The sequence below is a fragment of the Ureibacillus sp. FSL K6-2830 genome (genome assembly GCF_038004145.1).
In the GTDB taxonomy this organism is placed as follows: Bacteria; Bacillota; Bacilli; order Bacillales_A; family Planococcaceae; genus Ureibacillus; species Ureibacillus thermosphaericus.
Genome location: NZ_JBBOQR010000001.1, coordinates 2055493 through 2073378 on the forward strand (window position 1 = coordinate 2055493; position 17886 = coordinate 2073378).

14 protein-coding genes and 2 pseudogenes are annotated in these 17886 nt (G+C 39.4%); 15 read left to right on the forward strand and 1 reads right to left on the reverse strand.

Annotated elements, in window-relative coordinates:
* Nucleotides 1-2: 2 nt before the first annotated feature.
* The 12 genes from NSU17_RS10060 to NSU17_RS10115 all read left to right on the forward strand — a co-directional run bounded on the left by NSU17_RS10060 (nucleotide 3) and on the right by NSU17_RS10115 (nucleotide 13635).
* Nucleotides 3-1940: a siphovirus ReqiPepy6 Gp37-like family protein gene (locus NSU17_RS10060; RefSeq protein ID WP_340704943.1), complete on the forward strand. Its 1938-nt coding sequence runs from the start codon at nucleotides 3-5 to the stop codon at nucleotides 1938-1940.
* 15 nt (nucleotides 1941-1955) lie between these two features.
* Nucleotides 1956-2459: a hypothetical protein gene (locus NSU17_RS10065; RefSeq protein ID WP_340704944.1), complete on the forward strand. Its 504-nt coding sequence runs from the start codon at nucleotides 1956-1958 to the stop codon at nucleotides 2457-2459.
* 13 nt (nucleotides 2460-2472) lie between these two features.
* Nucleotides 2473-4827 (forward strand): hypothetical protein, encoded by a 2355-nt coding sequence (locus NSU17_RS10070; protein WP_340704945.1) that lies wholly within the window; start codon nucleotides 2473-2475, stop codon nucleotides 4825-4827.
* 74 nt (nucleotides 4828-4901) lie between these two features.
* Complete coding sequence (locus tag NSU17_RS10075; RefSeq protein ID WP_340704946.1) at nucleotides 4902-5342, forward strand: phage holin family protein; 441 nt, start codon at nucleotides 4902-4904, stop codon at nucleotides 5340-5342.
* 33 nt (nucleotides 5343-5375) lie between these two features.
* Entirely contained in the window at nucleotides 5376-6077 is a 702-nt protein-coding gene (locus NSU17_RS10080; RefSeq protein ID WP_340704947.1) for an N-acetylmuramoyl-L-alanine amidase, read from the forward strand.
* A gap of 195 nt (nucleotides 6078-6272) precedes the next feature.
* A complete protein-coding gene (locus NSU17_RS10085) occupies nucleotides 6273-6509 on the forward strand; it encodes an SHOCT domain-containing protein (RefSeq protein WP_340704948.1) in 237 nt (78 codons plus the stop codon).
* A gap of 61 nt (nucleotides 6510-6570) precedes the next feature.
* The gene (locus tag NSU17_RS10090) at nucleotides 6571-8136 is read left to right on the forward strand and encodes a recombinase family protein (protein ID WP_340704949.1); all 1566 of its coding nucleotides are present in this window, start codon (nucleotides 6571-6573) and stop codon (nucleotides 8134-8136) included.
* Nucleotides 8137-8550 carry a recombinase family protein gene (locus NSU17_RS10095; protein WP_340704950.1) on the forward strand — a complete coding sequence of 138 codons (414 nt, stop codon included), beginning with the start codon at nucleotides 8137-8139 and terminating at the stop codon, nucleotides 8548-8550.
* Nucleotides 8551-8553: 3 nt separating this feature from the next.
* Nucleotides 8554-10128 (forward strand): recombinase family protein, encoded by a 1575-nt coding sequence (locus tag NSU17_RS10100; protein ID WP_340704951.1) that lies wholly within the window; start codon nucleotides 8554-8556, stop codon nucleotides 10126-10128.
* A 434-nt stretch (nucleotides 10129-10562) separates the two neighbouring features.
* Nucleotides 10563-11780 (forward strand): macrolide efflux MFS transporter Mef(A), encoded by a 1218-nt coding sequence (gene mef(A), locus NSU17_RS10105; RefSeq protein ID WP_340704952.1) that lies wholly within the window; start codon nucleotides 10563-10565, stop codon nucleotides 11778-11780.
* 120 nt (nucleotides 11781-11900) lie between these two features.
* Nucleotides 11901-13364 (forward strand): ABC-F type ribosomal protection protein Msr(D), encoded by a 1464-nt coding sequence (gene msr(D), locus NSU17_RS10110; RefSeq protein ID WP_340704953.1) that lies wholly within the window; start codon nucleotides 11901-11903, stop codon nucleotides 13362-13364.
* Nucleotides 13365-13488: 124 nt separating this feature from the next.
* Nucleotides 13489-13635, forward strand: a complete 147-nt coding sequence (locus tag NSU17_RS10115) for a hypothetical protein (protein ID WP_340704954.1) — start codon at nucleotides 13489-13491, stop codon at nucleotides 13633-13635.
* 764 nt (nucleotides 13636-14399) lie between these two features.
* Here NSU17_RS10115 and NSU17_RS10120 read toward each other — a convergent pair.
* On the reverse strand, nucleotides 14400-15104 hold the full coding sequence (locus tag NSU17_RS10120; RefSeq protein ID WP_340704955.1) for a hypothetical protein: 705 nt from the start codon (nucleotides 15102-15104) through the stop codon (nucleotides 14400-14402).
* Between the two features lie 244 nt (nucleotides 15105-15348).
* Here NSU17_RS10120 and NSU17_RS10125 point away from each other — a divergent pair.
* The 3 genes and pseudogenes from NSU17_RS10125 to NSU17_RS10135 all read left to right on the forward strand — a co-directional run.
* Nucleotides 15349-16752: pseudogene (locus NSU17_RS10125) on the forward strand (alkaline phosphatase); the annotation flags it as partial.
* Nucleotides 16753-16779: 27 nt separating this feature from the next.
* Complete coding sequence (locus tag NSU17_RS10130; RefSeq protein ID WP_244151156.1) at nucleotides 16780-17301, forward strand: S-layer homology domain-containing protein; 522 nt, start codon at nucleotides 16780-16782, stop codon at nucleotides 17299-17301.
* 134 nt (nucleotides 17302-17435) lie between these two features.
* A pseudogene (locus tag NSU17_RS10135) lies at nucleotides 17436-17781 on the forward strand (transposase); the annotation flags it as partial.
* Between the last annotated feature and the right edge of the window lie 105 nt (nucleotides 17782-17886).

Genomic DNA, 17886 nt, shown 5'->3' on the forward strand with positions numbered 1-17886 from the left:
AAATGGAACTGTATATCTACAACTCAAACCGAGAGCTTGCGGGCATTGTGGAATCCTTCGAGTACTTGCGCTGGACGAGGCGCTATTCCCAGTGTGGCTCATTTGAATTAAAAGCGATTGCAACTCCGGAGAATACAGAACTCTTAAAGGAAGGGAATATCATCTGGAAAAATGATGATGAGGAAGCCGGGATCATTGAGCATCTGGAACTTTCTCAAACCGAGCATGAAATTATTACTGCAAGTGGTCGCTTTGCAACTTCCTTCCTTTCCCGCCGCATTGTATGGCAAACGGAGAAACTCTCTGGTGACATTTCTGTATGTGTAGAGCAGCTGATAAGTAATAATCTTATCAATCCTTCTGATGTAGCAAGGAAGATTTCGAACATAACCTTTTCTGCTCCAAACTTAAATGTTCCCATTAGCACACAGGTATCGTACCGAAATTTGATGGATGCTGTGACGGAACTATGTGTTGCATCGGATGTTGGCATTAAGACTGTGTTCACTCCTGCTACAGGGGTTTTTACCGTAGTGTTATATATGGGAACGGAATCACAAGCTGTATTTTCTAAGGAATATGAAAACCTTACAGAACAGATTTATACAATAAGTGCTGGAGATTATGCCAACACCGCCCTTGTTGGTGGTGAAGGAGAAGGTTCAGACAGAACTTTTGTTGCAATTACAAGTGGCTCTGGTGAGACAAGGCACGAAATGTTTGTGGATGCTAAGGACTTGCGGGCAGAAGACTTTGGTTCAGAATACATTGATACACTAATCTTTCGAGGTCAAAGTAAGCTGAGTGAGCAAGCCATACGCTATTCATTTGATACATCTATCAATCCACACGGCAATTTAACATATAAAGTAGACTTCGATCTTGGGCAGACTGTCAAAGTCATTTCCAAAGCCTGGGGTGTATCCATGACGACGCGCATCACCGAAGTCGAAGAAACCTATGACGCAGATGGACAGAGCATCAGCGTAGTGTTCGGAAAAGCGGAGTTGACAATCGCCCAAAAAGTCCGCTCTGAGTTAAGTGAGGTAAAAACAGCAATATCCGCTCCAACGGGCATATCTGAAATTGCACAGGCTTTAGGAGCCGTGGAGGATACGCTAGTAACAGTTGAGGAAACCTTAGGCGACTTGACGGAGGTAGATTCAGAGATTCAAGGAGACAACGTTGCATCTACTATTAACAATCTATATGGAAAATTACCTGCACTGGAGATTAATGTGGGTGGAGGTACTATATCGATTGGCCAATATGCGTTGTACCATATGAACCCTGGAGATGCCTTTTATTTCACTTCATGGAGCGGAAATAAGTTTAGTGACCAGCCAAGTGACGATGGGCATGTCTTTTTGATAAAACATAACGGTGACGATACGGGAAATGGCTATCAGAGGGCAATGGGTTTCTTCATTTCTCGCAATACCATGACATTCTATGTGATTTCCGTTTTCGTATTTGATAATCCTTCTGGTCAAGCAAACTGGCTTAATATCAATAACGAACCTGTAACTACTGCAAGAATTGCAAACGGAGCAGTTACAGGTTTAAAAATTGCAGACCGTACAATTACTGCTACTAAACTGGCTTCTTCCTTTAGCGATTATTCAACTACAGAACAAAACACAGGGCGACTATGGATAGATGGCAAGACGATTTATCGTAAACAGATAAATCTCGGTTCCCTTACAGATACAACACCAAAACATGTACCTCATGGTATAGCAAACCTCAGTACTGTTGTCAGTTTATCCGGCTTTGTCACGAACGGAAGTGTTTTCTTGCCACTGCCCCTTGCTCGGTATAACAACTTCGAATCGCAAATTGGTCTCTTCGCAAATAAGACCGACATTGTAGTCGAACCAGGCAATGATAGAACCGCGTATACAGGCTATGTAGTAATAGAGTATACAAAAACGATATAGAAGGAGGAGTGATTAATGGAGAAAAGTGGATTTTTCAATTCATCCGATGGGGATAGAGTCTATGATGCAACGGACTTCGCTGCATATTTTGGAAGCCTTGTTTCGAATGGTGTATTTTATGCGACACCAACAAACCTACTGGTATCTCCTGGGATTGGATTAGCAGTAACCATAGCACCAGGCAGTGCATGGATTAATGGTTATAGATATGAAAACACAGATGATTTAAACAAACCTCTTGCTACAGCAGATGGGAGCAATCCACGCATAGACCGAGTTGTGGTTCGCCTAAGCCAAATTACAAGAAGTATTCAGCTTGCCATTGTTACTGGTACTCCAACAGCATCGCCCATAGCCCCAGAACTGACAAGAACAAGTGATATCTATGAACTTGGTATTGCTGATATTTTAGTACCTTCTGCTGCTACGTCGATTTCAGCAAATAACATTGTTGATACCCGATTGAATACTAGTCTTTGCGGGTTGGTAAACTCGCTAGTTTCTGCGGTTTATGAATAGGAGGTGAATATAAGTGGCGGATATTAACGGCGTTACTCTGCAGGCGGGTTCCAGCCCAGCCGTTTATTACACGATTACTTATACTAAAAGTCGACCTAATAATAGTCAAATGACATACAACTTCACCATATCCGCTGCGTTGGGTTCATCAGGTTCCTTTATCCGTAGTGGTTATGCATTGCTTTGCACGATGACTGTAAATGGATCTTCTTCACAGGTGCGTATTAAAGCAGCGGACGGCGATAACTGGGAAGGGACCACACCAAGGATCAGATATGTTTCGGTGACCTGTGCTTCCACTACAGGTAATGCAAACCAGCCAGTCACATTTAAAGTAGTATCTGATGGACGATTGTCATTAACCTCAGGTGTGATTACCAATTCAAGCTATACGGTATTAAGCTCTCCATTGCTCACTACAGCTTGTGGAGCACCAACAACTTGTACGGTTTCTCCAACACTTGCAGAAGGGAATGTGACTCTTTCTTGGAGCGGGGCTTCTGGAGGTATTAATAATACGATTTCCAGTTATGAGATTCAATATAGTGATTCCGCCGATAACATCACATGGGGTGCATGGACTGCCCTGTCTACGCTGACCACCACAGCAACAAGTGGTAGTGTATCTGTTGCATCACCTCCTACCCGAGGTAATTACCGTAGATTTCGGGTGCGAACCCGTGGTTCAGCAGGTGCTAGTTATTACTCTGGCTGGAAAGTATCCACAAACAGCGTCCGCAGAAACACTGTACCAAAGCCAGCAACCACCGCTGTTGCCTCCCCTGCAGCATATAGTGATGAAACGATTACACTGACTTGGAGTGGAGCATCAAGTGGTACGAGTCCAATTAAGGGATACCAAATTGCCAGCCGTACTTCAACGGATAATAGTACTTGGAGTGCGTGGAATGTGTTGACTACGTTGACATTGGCGGCAAGTGGTGGCAGTTATAATCCAATAGTATCGAGGACTTCGGGAACATATACACAATTTGGTATCTGGACAATTGATTCATTGGATGTTTATTCAATAGAGAAAATCAGCAATAGCATTTATTGTAACGTCACAGCTTGTACAGCACCGACCCTTTGCACGGTAAGTGCAACATTATCCGAAGGAAATGTTACTCTCTCGTGGAGTGGGGCATCTGGTGGTGCAGGTAATGCCATCACATCCTATGAAATACAATATAGTGATTCACCCGATAACAGCAACTGGGGTGCTTGGTTGGCATTGGCTATCGTCAATACTTCAGCAACAAGCAGTATTTTAAATGTCAGTCCACCTACCACACGTGGTCATTATCGTCAGTTCCGAATAAGAACCCGTGGTACGGCTGGAGAAGATTTTTACTCAGACTGGGCTATATCAAGCAACACTGTTCGTAAAAATATACTGCCGATCCCGCCGACTACTTTTTCAGCAAACCCTCCTATATATGAAGCTAACACAATAAATCTTTCATGGAGTGGAACAGTACCTGGGACCAGTGCCATTAAGCAATATGTCATACAACAGGCTACATCGACAGATAGTGTGAATTGGTCGGCATACGAAGCACTGGCAACTATTGTTTCAAACAATTCTTCAGGTAACCTTCAGGTAAATGCCACACAGATAGCCGGTAGGTATACCCGTTATCGAATAAGTGTTACGGATGCACTTGATGCAGTTTCTGCTTTTGTAGTTAGCAACACGGTAAAGAAAAACAGCCCACCTGCAGCACCGGTAGTGGACTGTCCAATGTCTGGTAATTTTACTTATAACACCACACCACGTTTTATGATCACAACAGGTATTGAACCAGATGGACAAACACAAATAGTGGAGGTAAGGATTGATTCTGGTCCATGGCAAAACAGCGTAGATAATCCTGAGAGGTTTTCCATAAGCGGCTACCTTGGTAATGGGGTCAGGACCGTTTACCAAGCTGAACCGCTTTCAGTAGGAAGCCATACAGTTACTTTCCGTTGTCTTGACAGTGATATCGAATCGGCAAGCGCAGAAGTTGTTCGTACCTTCACGATTTTAGCATTACCTTTTGAAATCATCATTGCTAATGTAACACACGTAAAGGCATCGCATATTCAGACGCTTCGAACTGCTATAAACAGGGTGCGTAGCTATTACAATCTGTCCCCTGCAACTTGGAAAGAAGAGATTATCGCAGGAAAGACTACAATTAAGAATTGGCCATTTCATATCGTTGAAATACGTAAAGCAATAGATGAGATTATTTTGATGATTAATAGTTTTGATTCTTCCCAGGTATTCGATATACCACCTGTCACGTGGTTGCCTATCGGTTCAGGACGACCCAAGGCAGACGTAATGCAACAAATTCATGACCTAATAAAAATAATGTAAAGGTAACATTCAGCGCTCTTGTAATTGCAGGGGCGCTTTTCTATATGGACATACACGAAATGGAGGTGTCTTGAATGAAAGAAATTTGGAATTGGCTACAACTGGCTATTGCAGCTATAGGTGGATTTCTTGGGTGGTTTCTCGGAGGTTATGATGGATTTCTCTATGCATTGATAGCCTTTATTGTCATCGATTATGTCACGGGAGTACTCTGCGCCATTATAGATAAAAAGCTGTGTAGCGAAATCGGTGCTAAGGGAATTTTCAAAAAGGTACTCATCTTTGCAATGGTAGGTATCGCTCATATTATCGATACACAAATTTTAGGAAGCATTGGAGACAATAGTGGCGCTTTGCGCACAGCAGTAATCTTTTTCTACCTTAGTAATGAAGGAGTATCTATTTTAGAGAATGCTGGTCATATTGGACTGCCCATCCCAGAAAAATTAAAATCGGTTCTTCGGCAACTACATGGACGTGATGAAGAGCCACGTAAGCCAGGTGATGGAATATGATTGGCTCAGAATGTCTAATTAGAGGTGATTATAATGAATTTACGTAAACTAATACTTACAAAAAACGCTTGTTACAAGGCGGGCAGAACTATAAAACCCAAGGGTATCATGGTTCACTCGACCGGTGCCAATAACCCATGGCTCAAGCGATACGTTGGCCCAGACGATGGCTTGCTCGGGAGGAATCAATACAATAACCATTGGAATCAAGATAAACCTGGAGGCCGTCAAGTTTGTGTCCATGCCTTTATTGGTAAATTAGCAGATGGTTCCATTGCTACCTATCAAACATTGCCTTGGAATCACAGAGGTTGGCATGCTGGAGGAACTGCAAATAATTCTCATATTGGATTTGAAATCTGCGAGGACGGTTTGACCGATGCCTCGTATTTTAATGCAGTTTATAAGGAAGCTACGGAGCTTTGTGTATATCTTTGCAAACTCTATGGGTTTAGTGAGAAAGATATCATCTGTCACAGTGAAGGCTATAAACTGGGCATTGCCAGTAATCATGCGGATGTGATGCATTGGTTTCCTAAGCATGGAAAGAGTATGAATACCTTTCGAGCAGATGTGAAGAAGTTACTTATCACAGAAAATAAACCATCAGAGCCAGTGAAAAAGAAATATTATCGTGTGCAGATCGGTGCATATTTGGACAAAGCAAATGCTGAGGCACAGCTTGCCAAAGCTAAAAAGGCAGGCTTTAAGGATGCATTTATTAAGTATGACTAATCAATTGGCAAGCTAAAAAGCGGTGCTCCTAGAATTTCATCGGGTTCCCAAATAAAATATTAAACTATTAGATTTATCCAGCCTGTGGGGGTTCTTCCCTTGCAGGCTCTTTTTTTATGCTCTGATTCACGTTAAATTTTACAAATCCTCAACTTCGACCTGTTCCCACGGCTATTAGGTAGGAGGTGTTTCCTAGTGAATCAGCACGAGGATAAAAAAGTTACAAAAATTTCAGACGAGATTATAGACAAAAGTATTGAATTAAAGAGGGTATCACAGGAACAGCTACAGCGTGAGTTTGATTATATCCAGGCAGAAAAAATGCTAAGAAAGATGCTCGGAAAAGGCTTAATAACAGAGGTGGAATTCAACAAGATAGACGCTCTAAATCGCCAAACTTTCTCCCCCTTTTTAGCGGAGATAATGCCATGAAATCGTTGATATATAAGGGTTTCAGAGGTAATATGTGACCTACCAAGAAGGAGGTGAGAGGATGAAAAAGATAACGAAAATAGAAGGAAATACGGCCAATTCTTTTATTAAGCCAAAAATACGAGTAGTTGCCTACTGCCGAGTTTCTACAGGCAGTGATGAACAACTTGTCAGCTTGCAAGCACAAAAGGCCCATTATGAGAGCTACATAAAGGCAAATCCAGAATGGGAATACGCAGGCTTGTATTATGACGAGGGAATCAGCGGCACGAAAAAGGAAAACCGCTCTGACCTACTTAGAATGTTATCAGACTGTGAAACTGGAAGAATTGACTTAATCATTACAAAGTCAATTAGCCGATTTGCGAGAAATACTACAGATTGCTTGGAGATGGTTCGAAAACTGATCGACCTTGGGGTTCATATCTATTTTGAGAAGGAAAACATCAATACGGGTTCAATGGAAAGTGAATTGATGCTCTCCATTTTAAGTGGACTTGCTGAAAGTGAGTCAATTTCAATTTCTGAAAATACGAAATGGGCAATTCAAAGACGATTCCAAAACGGAACCTTTAAAATTTCCTACCCACCGTATGGATATCAAAACATTGACGGTCAGATGATAGTAAATCCCAAGCAGGCTGAAGTTGTAAAGTATATTTTTGCAGAGGTATTATCGGGCAAAGGCACACAGAAGGTTGCTAATGATCTTAATCAAAAGGGTGTCCCTTCAAAAAGAGGAGGTCGTTGGACGGCTACTACTATTCGAGGGATTCTAACCAATGAAAAATATACTGGCGATGTTATTTTGCAAAAGACTTATACTGATAGCCATTTTAACAGGCACACCAATTATGGTGAGAAAAATATGTATCTAGTAGAAAACCACCATGAGGCAATTATCAGCCATGAAGATTTTGAAGCTGTAGATGCCATTCTCAATCAGAGAGCAAAGGAAAAAGGCATCGAAAAGCGCAACAGTAAATATCTAAACCGATATTCTTTCTCTGGCAAAATTATCTGCTCGGAATGTGGCAGTACCTTTAAAAGACGGATTCATTCATCTGGTCCAAGAAAATACATTGCTTGGTGCTGCAGTAAGCATATAAGCAATATAACGGAATGTTCTATGCAGTTCATTCGAGATGAAGATATAAAGACTGCATTTGTTACGATGATGAATAAACTCATATTTGGTCAGAAGTTCATATTAAGACCACTTTTGCAGGCGTTACGTAACCAGAACAATGCAGCGAGTTTTCGTAGAATTGAAGAGCTGGAAACTAAAATTGAAAACAACATGGAGCAGAGCCAGGTACTGACAGGTTTAATGGCCAAAGGGTATCTGGAACCTGCTCTGTTTAATAAAGAAAAGAATGCACTGGAGGCAGAAAGAGAAAGGCTTCTTGCCGAAAAGGATCAACTTACTCGTTCCGTCAATGGCAATTTTGCAAAAGTAGATGAAGTTGACCGTCTGATTAAGTTTGCCACTAAGTCCAAAATGCTCACAGCTTATGAGGATGAGTTGTTTGAAGATTACGTAGAGAGGATTATGGTCTTTTCACGGGAGAAAGTAGGTTTTGAATTAAAATGTGGAATCACATTGAAGGAAAGGTTGGTGAATTAGATGGGTCACACACCCTATGGATATAGAATTGAGGATGGAAAGGCTGTTGTGGATGAAAAAGCTTCTGAGCAGATAAAAGAATTATTCTCAGGTTACTTGGCAGGCCTTTCTTTGAAGGAAGCTGCTAAAAAAGCTGGGATAGATTGTTATCATGGCACAGCAGGTAAGATGTTACAGAACAAGCACTACCTTGGCGATGAATTTTACCCTCCCATTATTGATGAGGAGACCTTTGAAAAAGCCAGGGTGGAAAAACGAAAAAGAGCAGAAAAGCTCGGAAGGATATGGGAACCTAAAGATGTGCCGGAAACGACCTACCCTGTAAAGTTCAAAGCAAAACCTCTAGTGCAAAAATATGAAGATCCATACAAGCAGGCCGAATATGCCTACAGTTTAATAGAAAGTGAGGTGTAACAAGTGGCAGTGAGTAGGAATGTCACAGTAATTCCGGCAATTAAACGAATCGGAAACAATAATAATAATAGTGAAAGCAAACCCAAAACACGAGTAGCTGCTTACTGTCGTGTTTCAACGGATAGTGAAGAGCAGGCTTCAAGTTATGAAATTCAGATTGAACATTATACAAACTATATTAAGAAGAACAAGGAATGGGAATTGGCAGGTATTTTTGCGGATGACGGTATCACAGGTACAAATACCAAGAAGCGTGAAGAGTTCAACCGTATGATTGAAGAGTGTATGGCAGGAAAAATAGACATGATCATCACAAAATCCATCAGCCGATTTGCCAGAAACACGTTGGATTGCCTTAAATACATTCGTCAATTAAAGGATAAAAACATCGCCGTATTCTTTGAAAAAGAGAATATTAACACCATGGATTCTAAGGGCGAAATCATGCTGACCATTATGGCTTCTCTTGCCCAACAGGAGAGCCAATCCTTAAGCCAGAACGTAAAGCTAGGTATTCAGTATCGCTATCAACAAGGTGAAGTTCAGGTCAACCACAAGCGTTTCCTTGGGTACACCAAGGACGAAAACAAGCGACTAGTCATCGACCCAGAGGGTGCGGAGGTTGTTAAACGGATTTATAGAGAGTACCTTGAAGGAGCTAGTCTTTTACAAATAGCAAGAGGACTAGAAGCAGACGGTATTCTTACAGCGGCAGGCAAAGCTAAATGGAGACCAGAAACACTGAAAAAGATATTGCAGAATGAAAAGTACATCGGTGATGCCCTTCTACAAAAGACTTATACGGTTGATTTCCTTTCTAAAAAACGGGTCAAGAATAACGGCATCGTTCCCCAGTATTATGTAGAAAACAGTCATGAGCCGATTATTCCAAGGGAGCTTTTTATGCAGGTTCAAGAAGAAATGGTTCGAAGAGCCAACCTGCGTGGCGGTAAAGGCGGTAAAAAGAGAGTCTATAGCAGCAAGTATGCTTTATCGAGTATTGTGTACTGCGGTCATTGCGGCGATATTTACCGACGGGTACATTGGAATAACCGAGGATACAAGTCTATTGTTTGGAGATGCGTCAGCCGATTGGAGGAAAAAGGGTCTGAATGCATGGCCCCAACCATAAACGAGGAAACATTGCAGACAGCAGTGGTCAAGGCCATTAACGAACTTTTGGCTAACAAAGAACCCTTCCTCTCAACCTTGCAGAAAAACATAGCTACTGTATTTAATGAAGAAAATGATAATGCCACTGACGATATTGATGGCAAATTGGAAGAATTACAGCAACAGCTTCTTATACAAGCAAAATCAAAGAATGACTATGAAGAAGTGGCTGACGAAATTTATCGACTTCGGGAGTTAAAGCAAAATGCACTTGTAGAGAATGCAGAGCGAGAAGGGAAAAGGCAACGAATCGCTGAAATGACTGATTTTTTGAATGAGCAATCCTGTGAGTTGGAGGAGTATGATGAGCAATTAGTAAGGCGACTTATTGAAAAAGTAACGATATATGAAGAAAAGCTCACTGTAGAATTCAAATCAGGTGTGACGATTGAGGAAATGATATAGATTATTGGGTCAACCGCAATTAAGGAAAATATCGCCCTTTGGCGGTTTTTCCTGCTTTTATATTTTTTATATTGAATATATCACCTTATTGTGTTAAAATGTACGATGATACAAATAAGAATTTAGGAGGAACCGAAACTATGACAGCCTCAATGCGTTTAAGATAAGCTGGCAATAAAAAAGGCAGAATCTATCCCCGATGATAGGCTTTTTTGTTGTGCTTATTTATACGATATTGAGCATTCATTAGTTACGGTGAGGATATAGGCTATTTAACTATACCTTTATTTAGCTATGTCTTTAATATGAATGTTTCCAAGTTGTATGTATGCAGACCAAAAGCCACATTGTGGATTTAGGCCTGCATTTTTTATTGCCTAGAATGCTATTCAAAATAGAAATTCAAGCAAAATAATATGCAGGAGATAATATAAATGGAAAACAACAACAATTGGAAACTTAAGTTTTATACAATATGGGCAGGGCAGGCAGTATCATTAATCACTAGTGCTATCCTGCAAATGGCGATTATTTTTTACCTTACAGAAAAAACAGGATCTGCGATGGTCTTGTCTATGGCTTCACTAGTAGGTTTTTTACCCTATGCGGTCTTTGGACCTGCAATTGGTGTATTAGTGGATCGTCATGATAGGAAGAAGATAATGGTTGGTGCTGATTTAATTATCGCAGCAGCTGGGGCAGTGCTTGCTATTGTTGCATTGTATATGGAGCTACCTGTCTGGATGGTTATGGTAGTATTGTTTATCCGCAGCGTTGGAACAGCTTTTCATACCCCAGCACTCAATGCAGTTACGCCACTTTTAGTACCAGAAGAGCAGCTGACGAAATGCGCAGGCTATAGTCAGTCTTTGCAGTCTATAAGCTATATTGTTAGTCCGGCGGTTGCAGCATTGTTATATTCTGTTTGGGAATTAAATGCTATTATTACCATCGATGTATTAGGTGCTGTGATTGCGTCTATTACGGTGGCAATTGTACGTATTCCTAAGCTGGGCGATCAAGTGCAAAGCTTGAAACCAAATTTCATAAGAGAAATGAAAGAAGGAATTGTCGTACTGAGACAAAACAAAGGATTATTTGCCTTATTACTCTTAGGAACACTATATACGTTTGTTTATATGCCAATTAATGCACTATTTCCTTTAATAAGCATGGAATACTTTAATGGAACACCTGTGCATATTTCTATTACCGAAATCGCTTTTGCATCTGGAATGCTAGTAGGAGGCTTACTATTGGGGAGATTAGGAAGTTTCAAAAAGCGTGTACTACTAATAACAGGTTCGTTTTTTATAATGGGGGCCAGTTTAGCCGTTTCAGGAATACTTCCTCCAAGTGGATTTGTTATATTTGTAGTTTGCTGTGCAATAATGGGGCTTTCGGTGCCGTTTTATAGCGGTGTGCAAACAGCTCTTTTTCAGGAGAAAATTAAGCCTGAATATTTAGGACGTGTATTTTCTTTGACCGGAAGTATCATGTCACTTGCAATGCCAATTGGGTTAATTCTTTCTGGGTTCTTTGCTGATAGGATCGGTGTAAATCATTGGTTTTTACTATCAGGTATTTTAATTATTGGCATTGCTATTGTTTGCCCCATGATAACTGAGGTTAGAAAATTAGATTTAAAATAAACAATATTGGAGGGATATTTATGTATCTTATTTTCATGTAATTCTTCCTGCTTAAATCGCAGGGTTTTCCCTGCGTACAAGCAAATGAAAACATGCGATTATAGACAGGAGGATAATGTTATGGAATTGATATTAAAAGCAAAAGACATTCGTGTGGAATTCAAAGGACGCGATGTTTTAGATATAGATGAATTAGAAGTATATGATTATGACCGTATTGGTTTAGTGGGAGCAAATGGTGCAGGGAAAAGCACTCTACTCAAGGTACTTTTAGGAGAATTAACTCCCCCAGGATGTAAATTGAATCGTCTGGGTGAACTTGCCTATATCCCTCAGTTAGACGAAGTAACTTTGCAGAAAGAAAAAGATTTTGCACTTGTAGGAAAGCTTGGTGTTGAACAATTAGATATACAGACCATGAGCGGTGGTGAAGAAACAAGGCTTAAAATAGCACAGGCTTTATCAGCACAGGTTCATGGTATTTTAGCGGATGAACCTACGAGCCATTTAGACCGTGAAGGAATTGATTTTCTAATTGGACAGCTAAAATATTTTACAGGTGCACTGTTAGTTATTAGCCATGACCGTTATTTTCTTGATGAGGTAGTAGATAAAATATGGGAACTGAAAGATGGCAAAATCACTGAGTATTGGGGAAACTATTCTGATTATCTTCGCCAGAAAGAAGAAGAACGCAAGAGCCAAGCTGCAGAATACGAACAATTTGTTGCAGAACGTGCCCGATTGGAAAGGGCTGCAGAGGAAAAGCGAAAACAGGCTCGTAAAATAGGACAGAAGGCAAAAGGTGCTTCAAAGAAAAAAAGTACTGAAGGCGGAGGGCGTTTAGCTCATCAAAAATCTATAGGAAGTAAGGAAAAAAAGATGCATAATGCCGCTAAATCCCTAGAACATAGGATTGCGGCCTTAGGAAATGTAGAAGCTCCAGAAGACATTCGCAGGATTCGTTTCAGGCAAAGTAAAGCATTGGAGCTCCACAATCCATATCCTATTATCGGTACGGAAATTAATAAAATATTTGGAGATAAGGTATTGTTTGAAAAAGCATCTTTTCAAATTCCGCTTGGCGCAAAAGTAGCATTAACTGGTGGTAATGGAACCGGAAAATCAACTTTAATCAAAATGATCTTAAACCATGAGGATGGAATATCTATTTCACCTAAGGCAAAAATAGGCTACTTTGCACAAAATGGTTACAAGTACGACAGTAATAAGAAAGTATTGGAGTTTATGCAGGAAGATAGTGATTACAATGTTTCAGAAATTCGTTCAGTGCTAGCCTCGATGGGGTTTAAACAAAACGATATTGGGAAAAGTTTATCTGTTTTAAGCGGCGGAGAAATTATAAAATTGTTGCTAGCTAAAATGCTTATGGGCAGATATAACATCCTACTAATGGATGAACCAAGCAACTTCCTTGACATACCAAGCTTAGAGGCTTTGGAAATTTTAATGAAGGAGTATGCTGGAACTATAGTGTTTATCACCCATGACAAACGGTTGCTTGATAATGTGGCTGATGTGATTTATGAAATTAGTGATAAGAAAATAAATCTGAAACATTAAACGTAAGGTAGTCGCTGGTCAGAATAGGCTTCTCTGGCTGGCGGCTTCATTGTTAAAGTAAAAAGACTTTTTTCTTTGGCAAACATTACATTAATGAATATTAAAATAATTTAAATAAGGGAGGTTGGTAACAAACCCTTTACCAAGCAACGCAAGAAAGCGTGAACTAAGACTTTGGGCAATGACAATTGAAGATATATATTTAGGTTGGGAGCAAAATGCAATCGTTAATATTAATAAATGGAAAGAGCAATTAATGAAAAACTTTTAGACTCGGGCCTTTCTACCACGGCGGAAAAGGGAACTTAAATCCGAGGCACTCTTAAATAGAGTGTCCCTTTCGTAAATTGAGTGGTTGCTTGGGTCGATATGTTCCCGTCTACCGATAGCTCTAAAAATGAAGTAGATATGTTTCCGAGAACAGGCATACTCAAATGACATTCATTCTGTCCTCTCGAGTCATGTGGAGTGTGTAGCGAAACTAGCCTTGAAATTGTAGAAACTGAATAAACTTGTGCGAAAATGAAAATAAAGTTTTGCGAGAAAAAAGGGAAAGGGGAAGGGAAATCCTTATTTCTCAAGCCCTTTCCCCTTTTCCATGTCAAAAGTTTATTTTTCGGTCTTTATTCTGTTTGACAACACTTTTTCGAAACCATCATAAATGCAAAACGAGCGAAAACTAAAACTATAAGTTAAAGTTAATGAGTTCTGCTGCTCAACAAACATTAAAGCAATTTAATAAAGACGAATTTTTCGAATGAAGTTATTCGCAATTCAAATACAAAAAGGCAGAACATTTCATATTCCAATGTCACCGGCTTTTAAGAAAAAGCAAGTTGTAGATGATCTATGCAAAAGAGTATGAAAGTCGGACAATTGAGAGGGAAAGTCCTCTCTTGTCTAAAGCTGATTCATTCTGACGGCAAGATGACAGGTTTTCTTGGCTAAACTTCTATAAACAAGTACACCTATTTCATTCAGCTTTCAGGCTGATCAATGAACTTCACTGTTCTTTTCAAAGTTAAAGTCGCACTATTAGAATTTTATTTCTATTATTTTTTTGCCGGCAATTTCTTTATGTTCTTTATTTAGCACTTCACTTGTCATTAGTTTGATCCATTCTAAATGATTACTCTTAGCTTTGTCTTCTTGCCCATGAACATGGTTATTTAAAGGAAATCCCATGTTGCCTATCTTCTCTTCGCTGCCGCTATACATGCCGTTTAATTCTTCAAGATAAAAATCATTTTCCCAAGTCATCTTTTCCCCTGAGCTTGTTTCTAATAAAGCGATTGGTGCGAAGTATACTTCTTCATTTGTTGTATTTTTAATCTTCATCTGCACTCTTATAAAATCAAAGTCTTCTGCTTCATGTGTAAATCCATGGAAAAAATCAATTAAGTTATATGCTGGAAGATAATGAAGTACTTTGACATCTAATATGGTTAACTCTATAGGACCGATTTTATACGTTTTGTTCACCTCTTTTATGTCTTCTAATATCAATTTTCCTTTTTCATCCCAAAACGAATCACCGGTTTTTTGTAATGACGAATCGTCTGTAACTTGAGGATTACCGCTATATTCTGTCTTTGAATACTCGGTCTTATTTGCTTCGTTTTCTCTTATTTCGCTTTGATTAGCAGCTTTTGTCCGGGTTATTTCTTCTTTTTTATCTTGATTGGCTGAACATCCGAATAACAGCATAAAACTTAAAATCAATGGAACATATTTCACCATTCGTGTTCCTCCTAAAACGAAATTTTTAAGTAGCATAAATTTATGATAATAAAGAAATATGAATTTTCTTTTAATATAAATTAAATGAATGTAAATTGGTGTAAAAATAATGGCATATCTCTTTGAAGCATTACGTCTAGAATGAACAGTTTTTGTACAGTTGGTCAAGTTTAATTGTTATTGTATTTTCGGAAATTTTACAAATATTAATAGAAAATTCATAATCTATTAATACAATCGTTGTATGTTTATTATTGATATAAAACATTGTAAGGAGGTTTTGTATTTGGACAAGAAGAAGTTTTTTAGAGGATTAGCGGCGTTCACGTTAGCTTCTAGTTTAGGAGTCAGCAGCTTAGTAACGAATCATGATGTTGTCAAAGCTGAGACAAAACCGAAGCAAGTTAAAAATATCATCTTTATGATAGGGGACGGAATGGGGGTTTCTTACCTAACAGCACATCGTTATATGAAAGATAACCCTGATACATTTGTTGTCGAAAATACAACATTTGATGACTACTTAATTGGTATGCAATCTACAAATCCAGAAGATGAACATCAAAATATCACGGACTCTGCTTCTGCAGCAACAGCGATGTCAGCTGGTATTAAAACGTATAATGCGGCTATCGCGGTTGATAATGATAAGACGGAAGTAAAAACGGTATTGGAAGCAGCAAAGGAAAAAGGAATGTCGACAGGTCTTGTAGCGACATCAGAAATTACGCACGCAACACCGGCTGCTTACGGTGCCCATGATGTGAACCGAAAGAACATGAATGCGATTGCGGATGACTACTATGACGAATTAATCAATGGCCAACATAAGATTGATGTCATGTTAGGCGGAGGACTTAAGAACTTCATTCGTGAAGATCGGAGTTTAGTCGAAGAATTTAAAAAAGATGGATACAGTTTTGTGACAAATGAAGATGAATTGTTAAAAGACAATAACGAACGTATTTTAGGATTGTTCGCTGAAGGCGGTCTTCCTAAACGCATTGACCGTACTGAAGAAACTCCGGATCTAGAAGAAATGACAAGAGAAGCGATTGAACGTTTAAGTAAAAACGAAAATGGTTTCTTCTTAATGGTTGAAGGAAGCCAAATTGACTGGGCTGGACATGATAATGACATTGTAGCGGCAATGTCTGAAATGGAAGATTTCGAACAAGCTTTTAAAGTAGCTCTTGATTTTGCGAAAAAAGACGGTGAAACCTTAGTCGTATTAACAGCAGACCATTCTACAGGGGGATTCTCATTAGGAGCTAATGGTATTTATAACTGGTTCCCAGAGCCAATCAAAGCAGCGAAAAGAACACCTGATTTTATGGCAGAAAAAATCGTCAATGGTGCAAATGTGAGAGAAACATTAAAGAAATATATTGCTCTTGATTTAACGGAAGAAGAAATTAAATCCGTAGAAGACGCTGCGCAAACGAAAGACCTTAGAACAATTGATGATGCGATTGAAGCAATTTTTAATACCCGTTCTGTTACTGGTTGGACAACAGGCGGTCATACTGGAGAAGATGTAGCGGTTTATGGATACGGACCGCAAATTGAACGTTTTGCTGGTAAAATTGACAACACTGATCATGCGAAAATTATTTTTGACATTTTAGAAAATAAAAAAGTGAATAAACCAAAAACAGGACAAACTCCTGCCGATATGAAAGAGGGTCAATTTGCTTATAATGAAATTCAACATTTAATCAGTCAAAATGTCATTTCTCTAGATGATAAAGGAAACTACTATCCAAACAAAGCGATTACACGCGCTGAGGCAGCTGTTATGTTGCAGCGTGCATTAAATCTTGAGATTCCAACTGATTTAAACGCTTTTAAAGATGTGAATGAAAATCATCCATATGCTAAAGAAATTGCTGCAACAAAAGCAAAAGGCATTTTTAAGGGAAAAGCAGATGGAACATTTGGTGTTAATGATGTATTAACCCGTGAACAAATGGCGACTATTTTAGTTCGTGCGTTTTCTTTAAAAGCTCAAAACCATGTTCAAGTAAAATTATCTGATTTAAAATCCGCTTCGCCTGCTCATCAAGAAAATATAAAAATCCTTTATCAAAATGGGGTAACAACTGGTAGAAAAGGTGGAATGTTTGATCCACGTTCTAAAACGACACGAGCTGAATTTGCAGTGTTCTTATATCGTGCGTTAAATTTAAATAATTAAGGTACATGATAGATTATAGAAGAAAGCCTGAAAACCTTAGTTCCACTACATATATAGGGAACTAAGGTTTTTATTTGGTTATATGTAAATTATTAGGTGTTGGATATGAAGTGTACTTCTTTTATGTTAGGCCCATCCTCCGGCGTTTTCGCTATTTTCAGCGAGCTTGCGGGCTTCGGGAAGTCCCTCCTCGTTTTTCCGAGCGGCGAAGTGGTTGAGAACAGGGATTTCCTGTTTTTCGCGCACAGCTGCTCAAAGATTTAGAAGTACGGTATCCCCAAATTGTGTGGATCCGACAGCACGGAACTTCGAAGTAGTTTTTACGATTCGCAAGCAAAATGAGGAGCGGCCACCCGATACCACTGGTTTAAAGGATATAAGCTCCATCTCTCCACCACTGCCGAGGGAATCATTTTATCTCCTGTGTTGACCACAGCGAATCGGAATGATGCGGCAGTAGCACCAGAATTGCTTGTTTCAGGATATAGTTCTAAAGAAATAACATCTTGAACACGGGTATTAAGAAAACAGCAAACACTATCCACTTCTGAATAATTGTTCTTACTGTATAGTCAACACACGTTG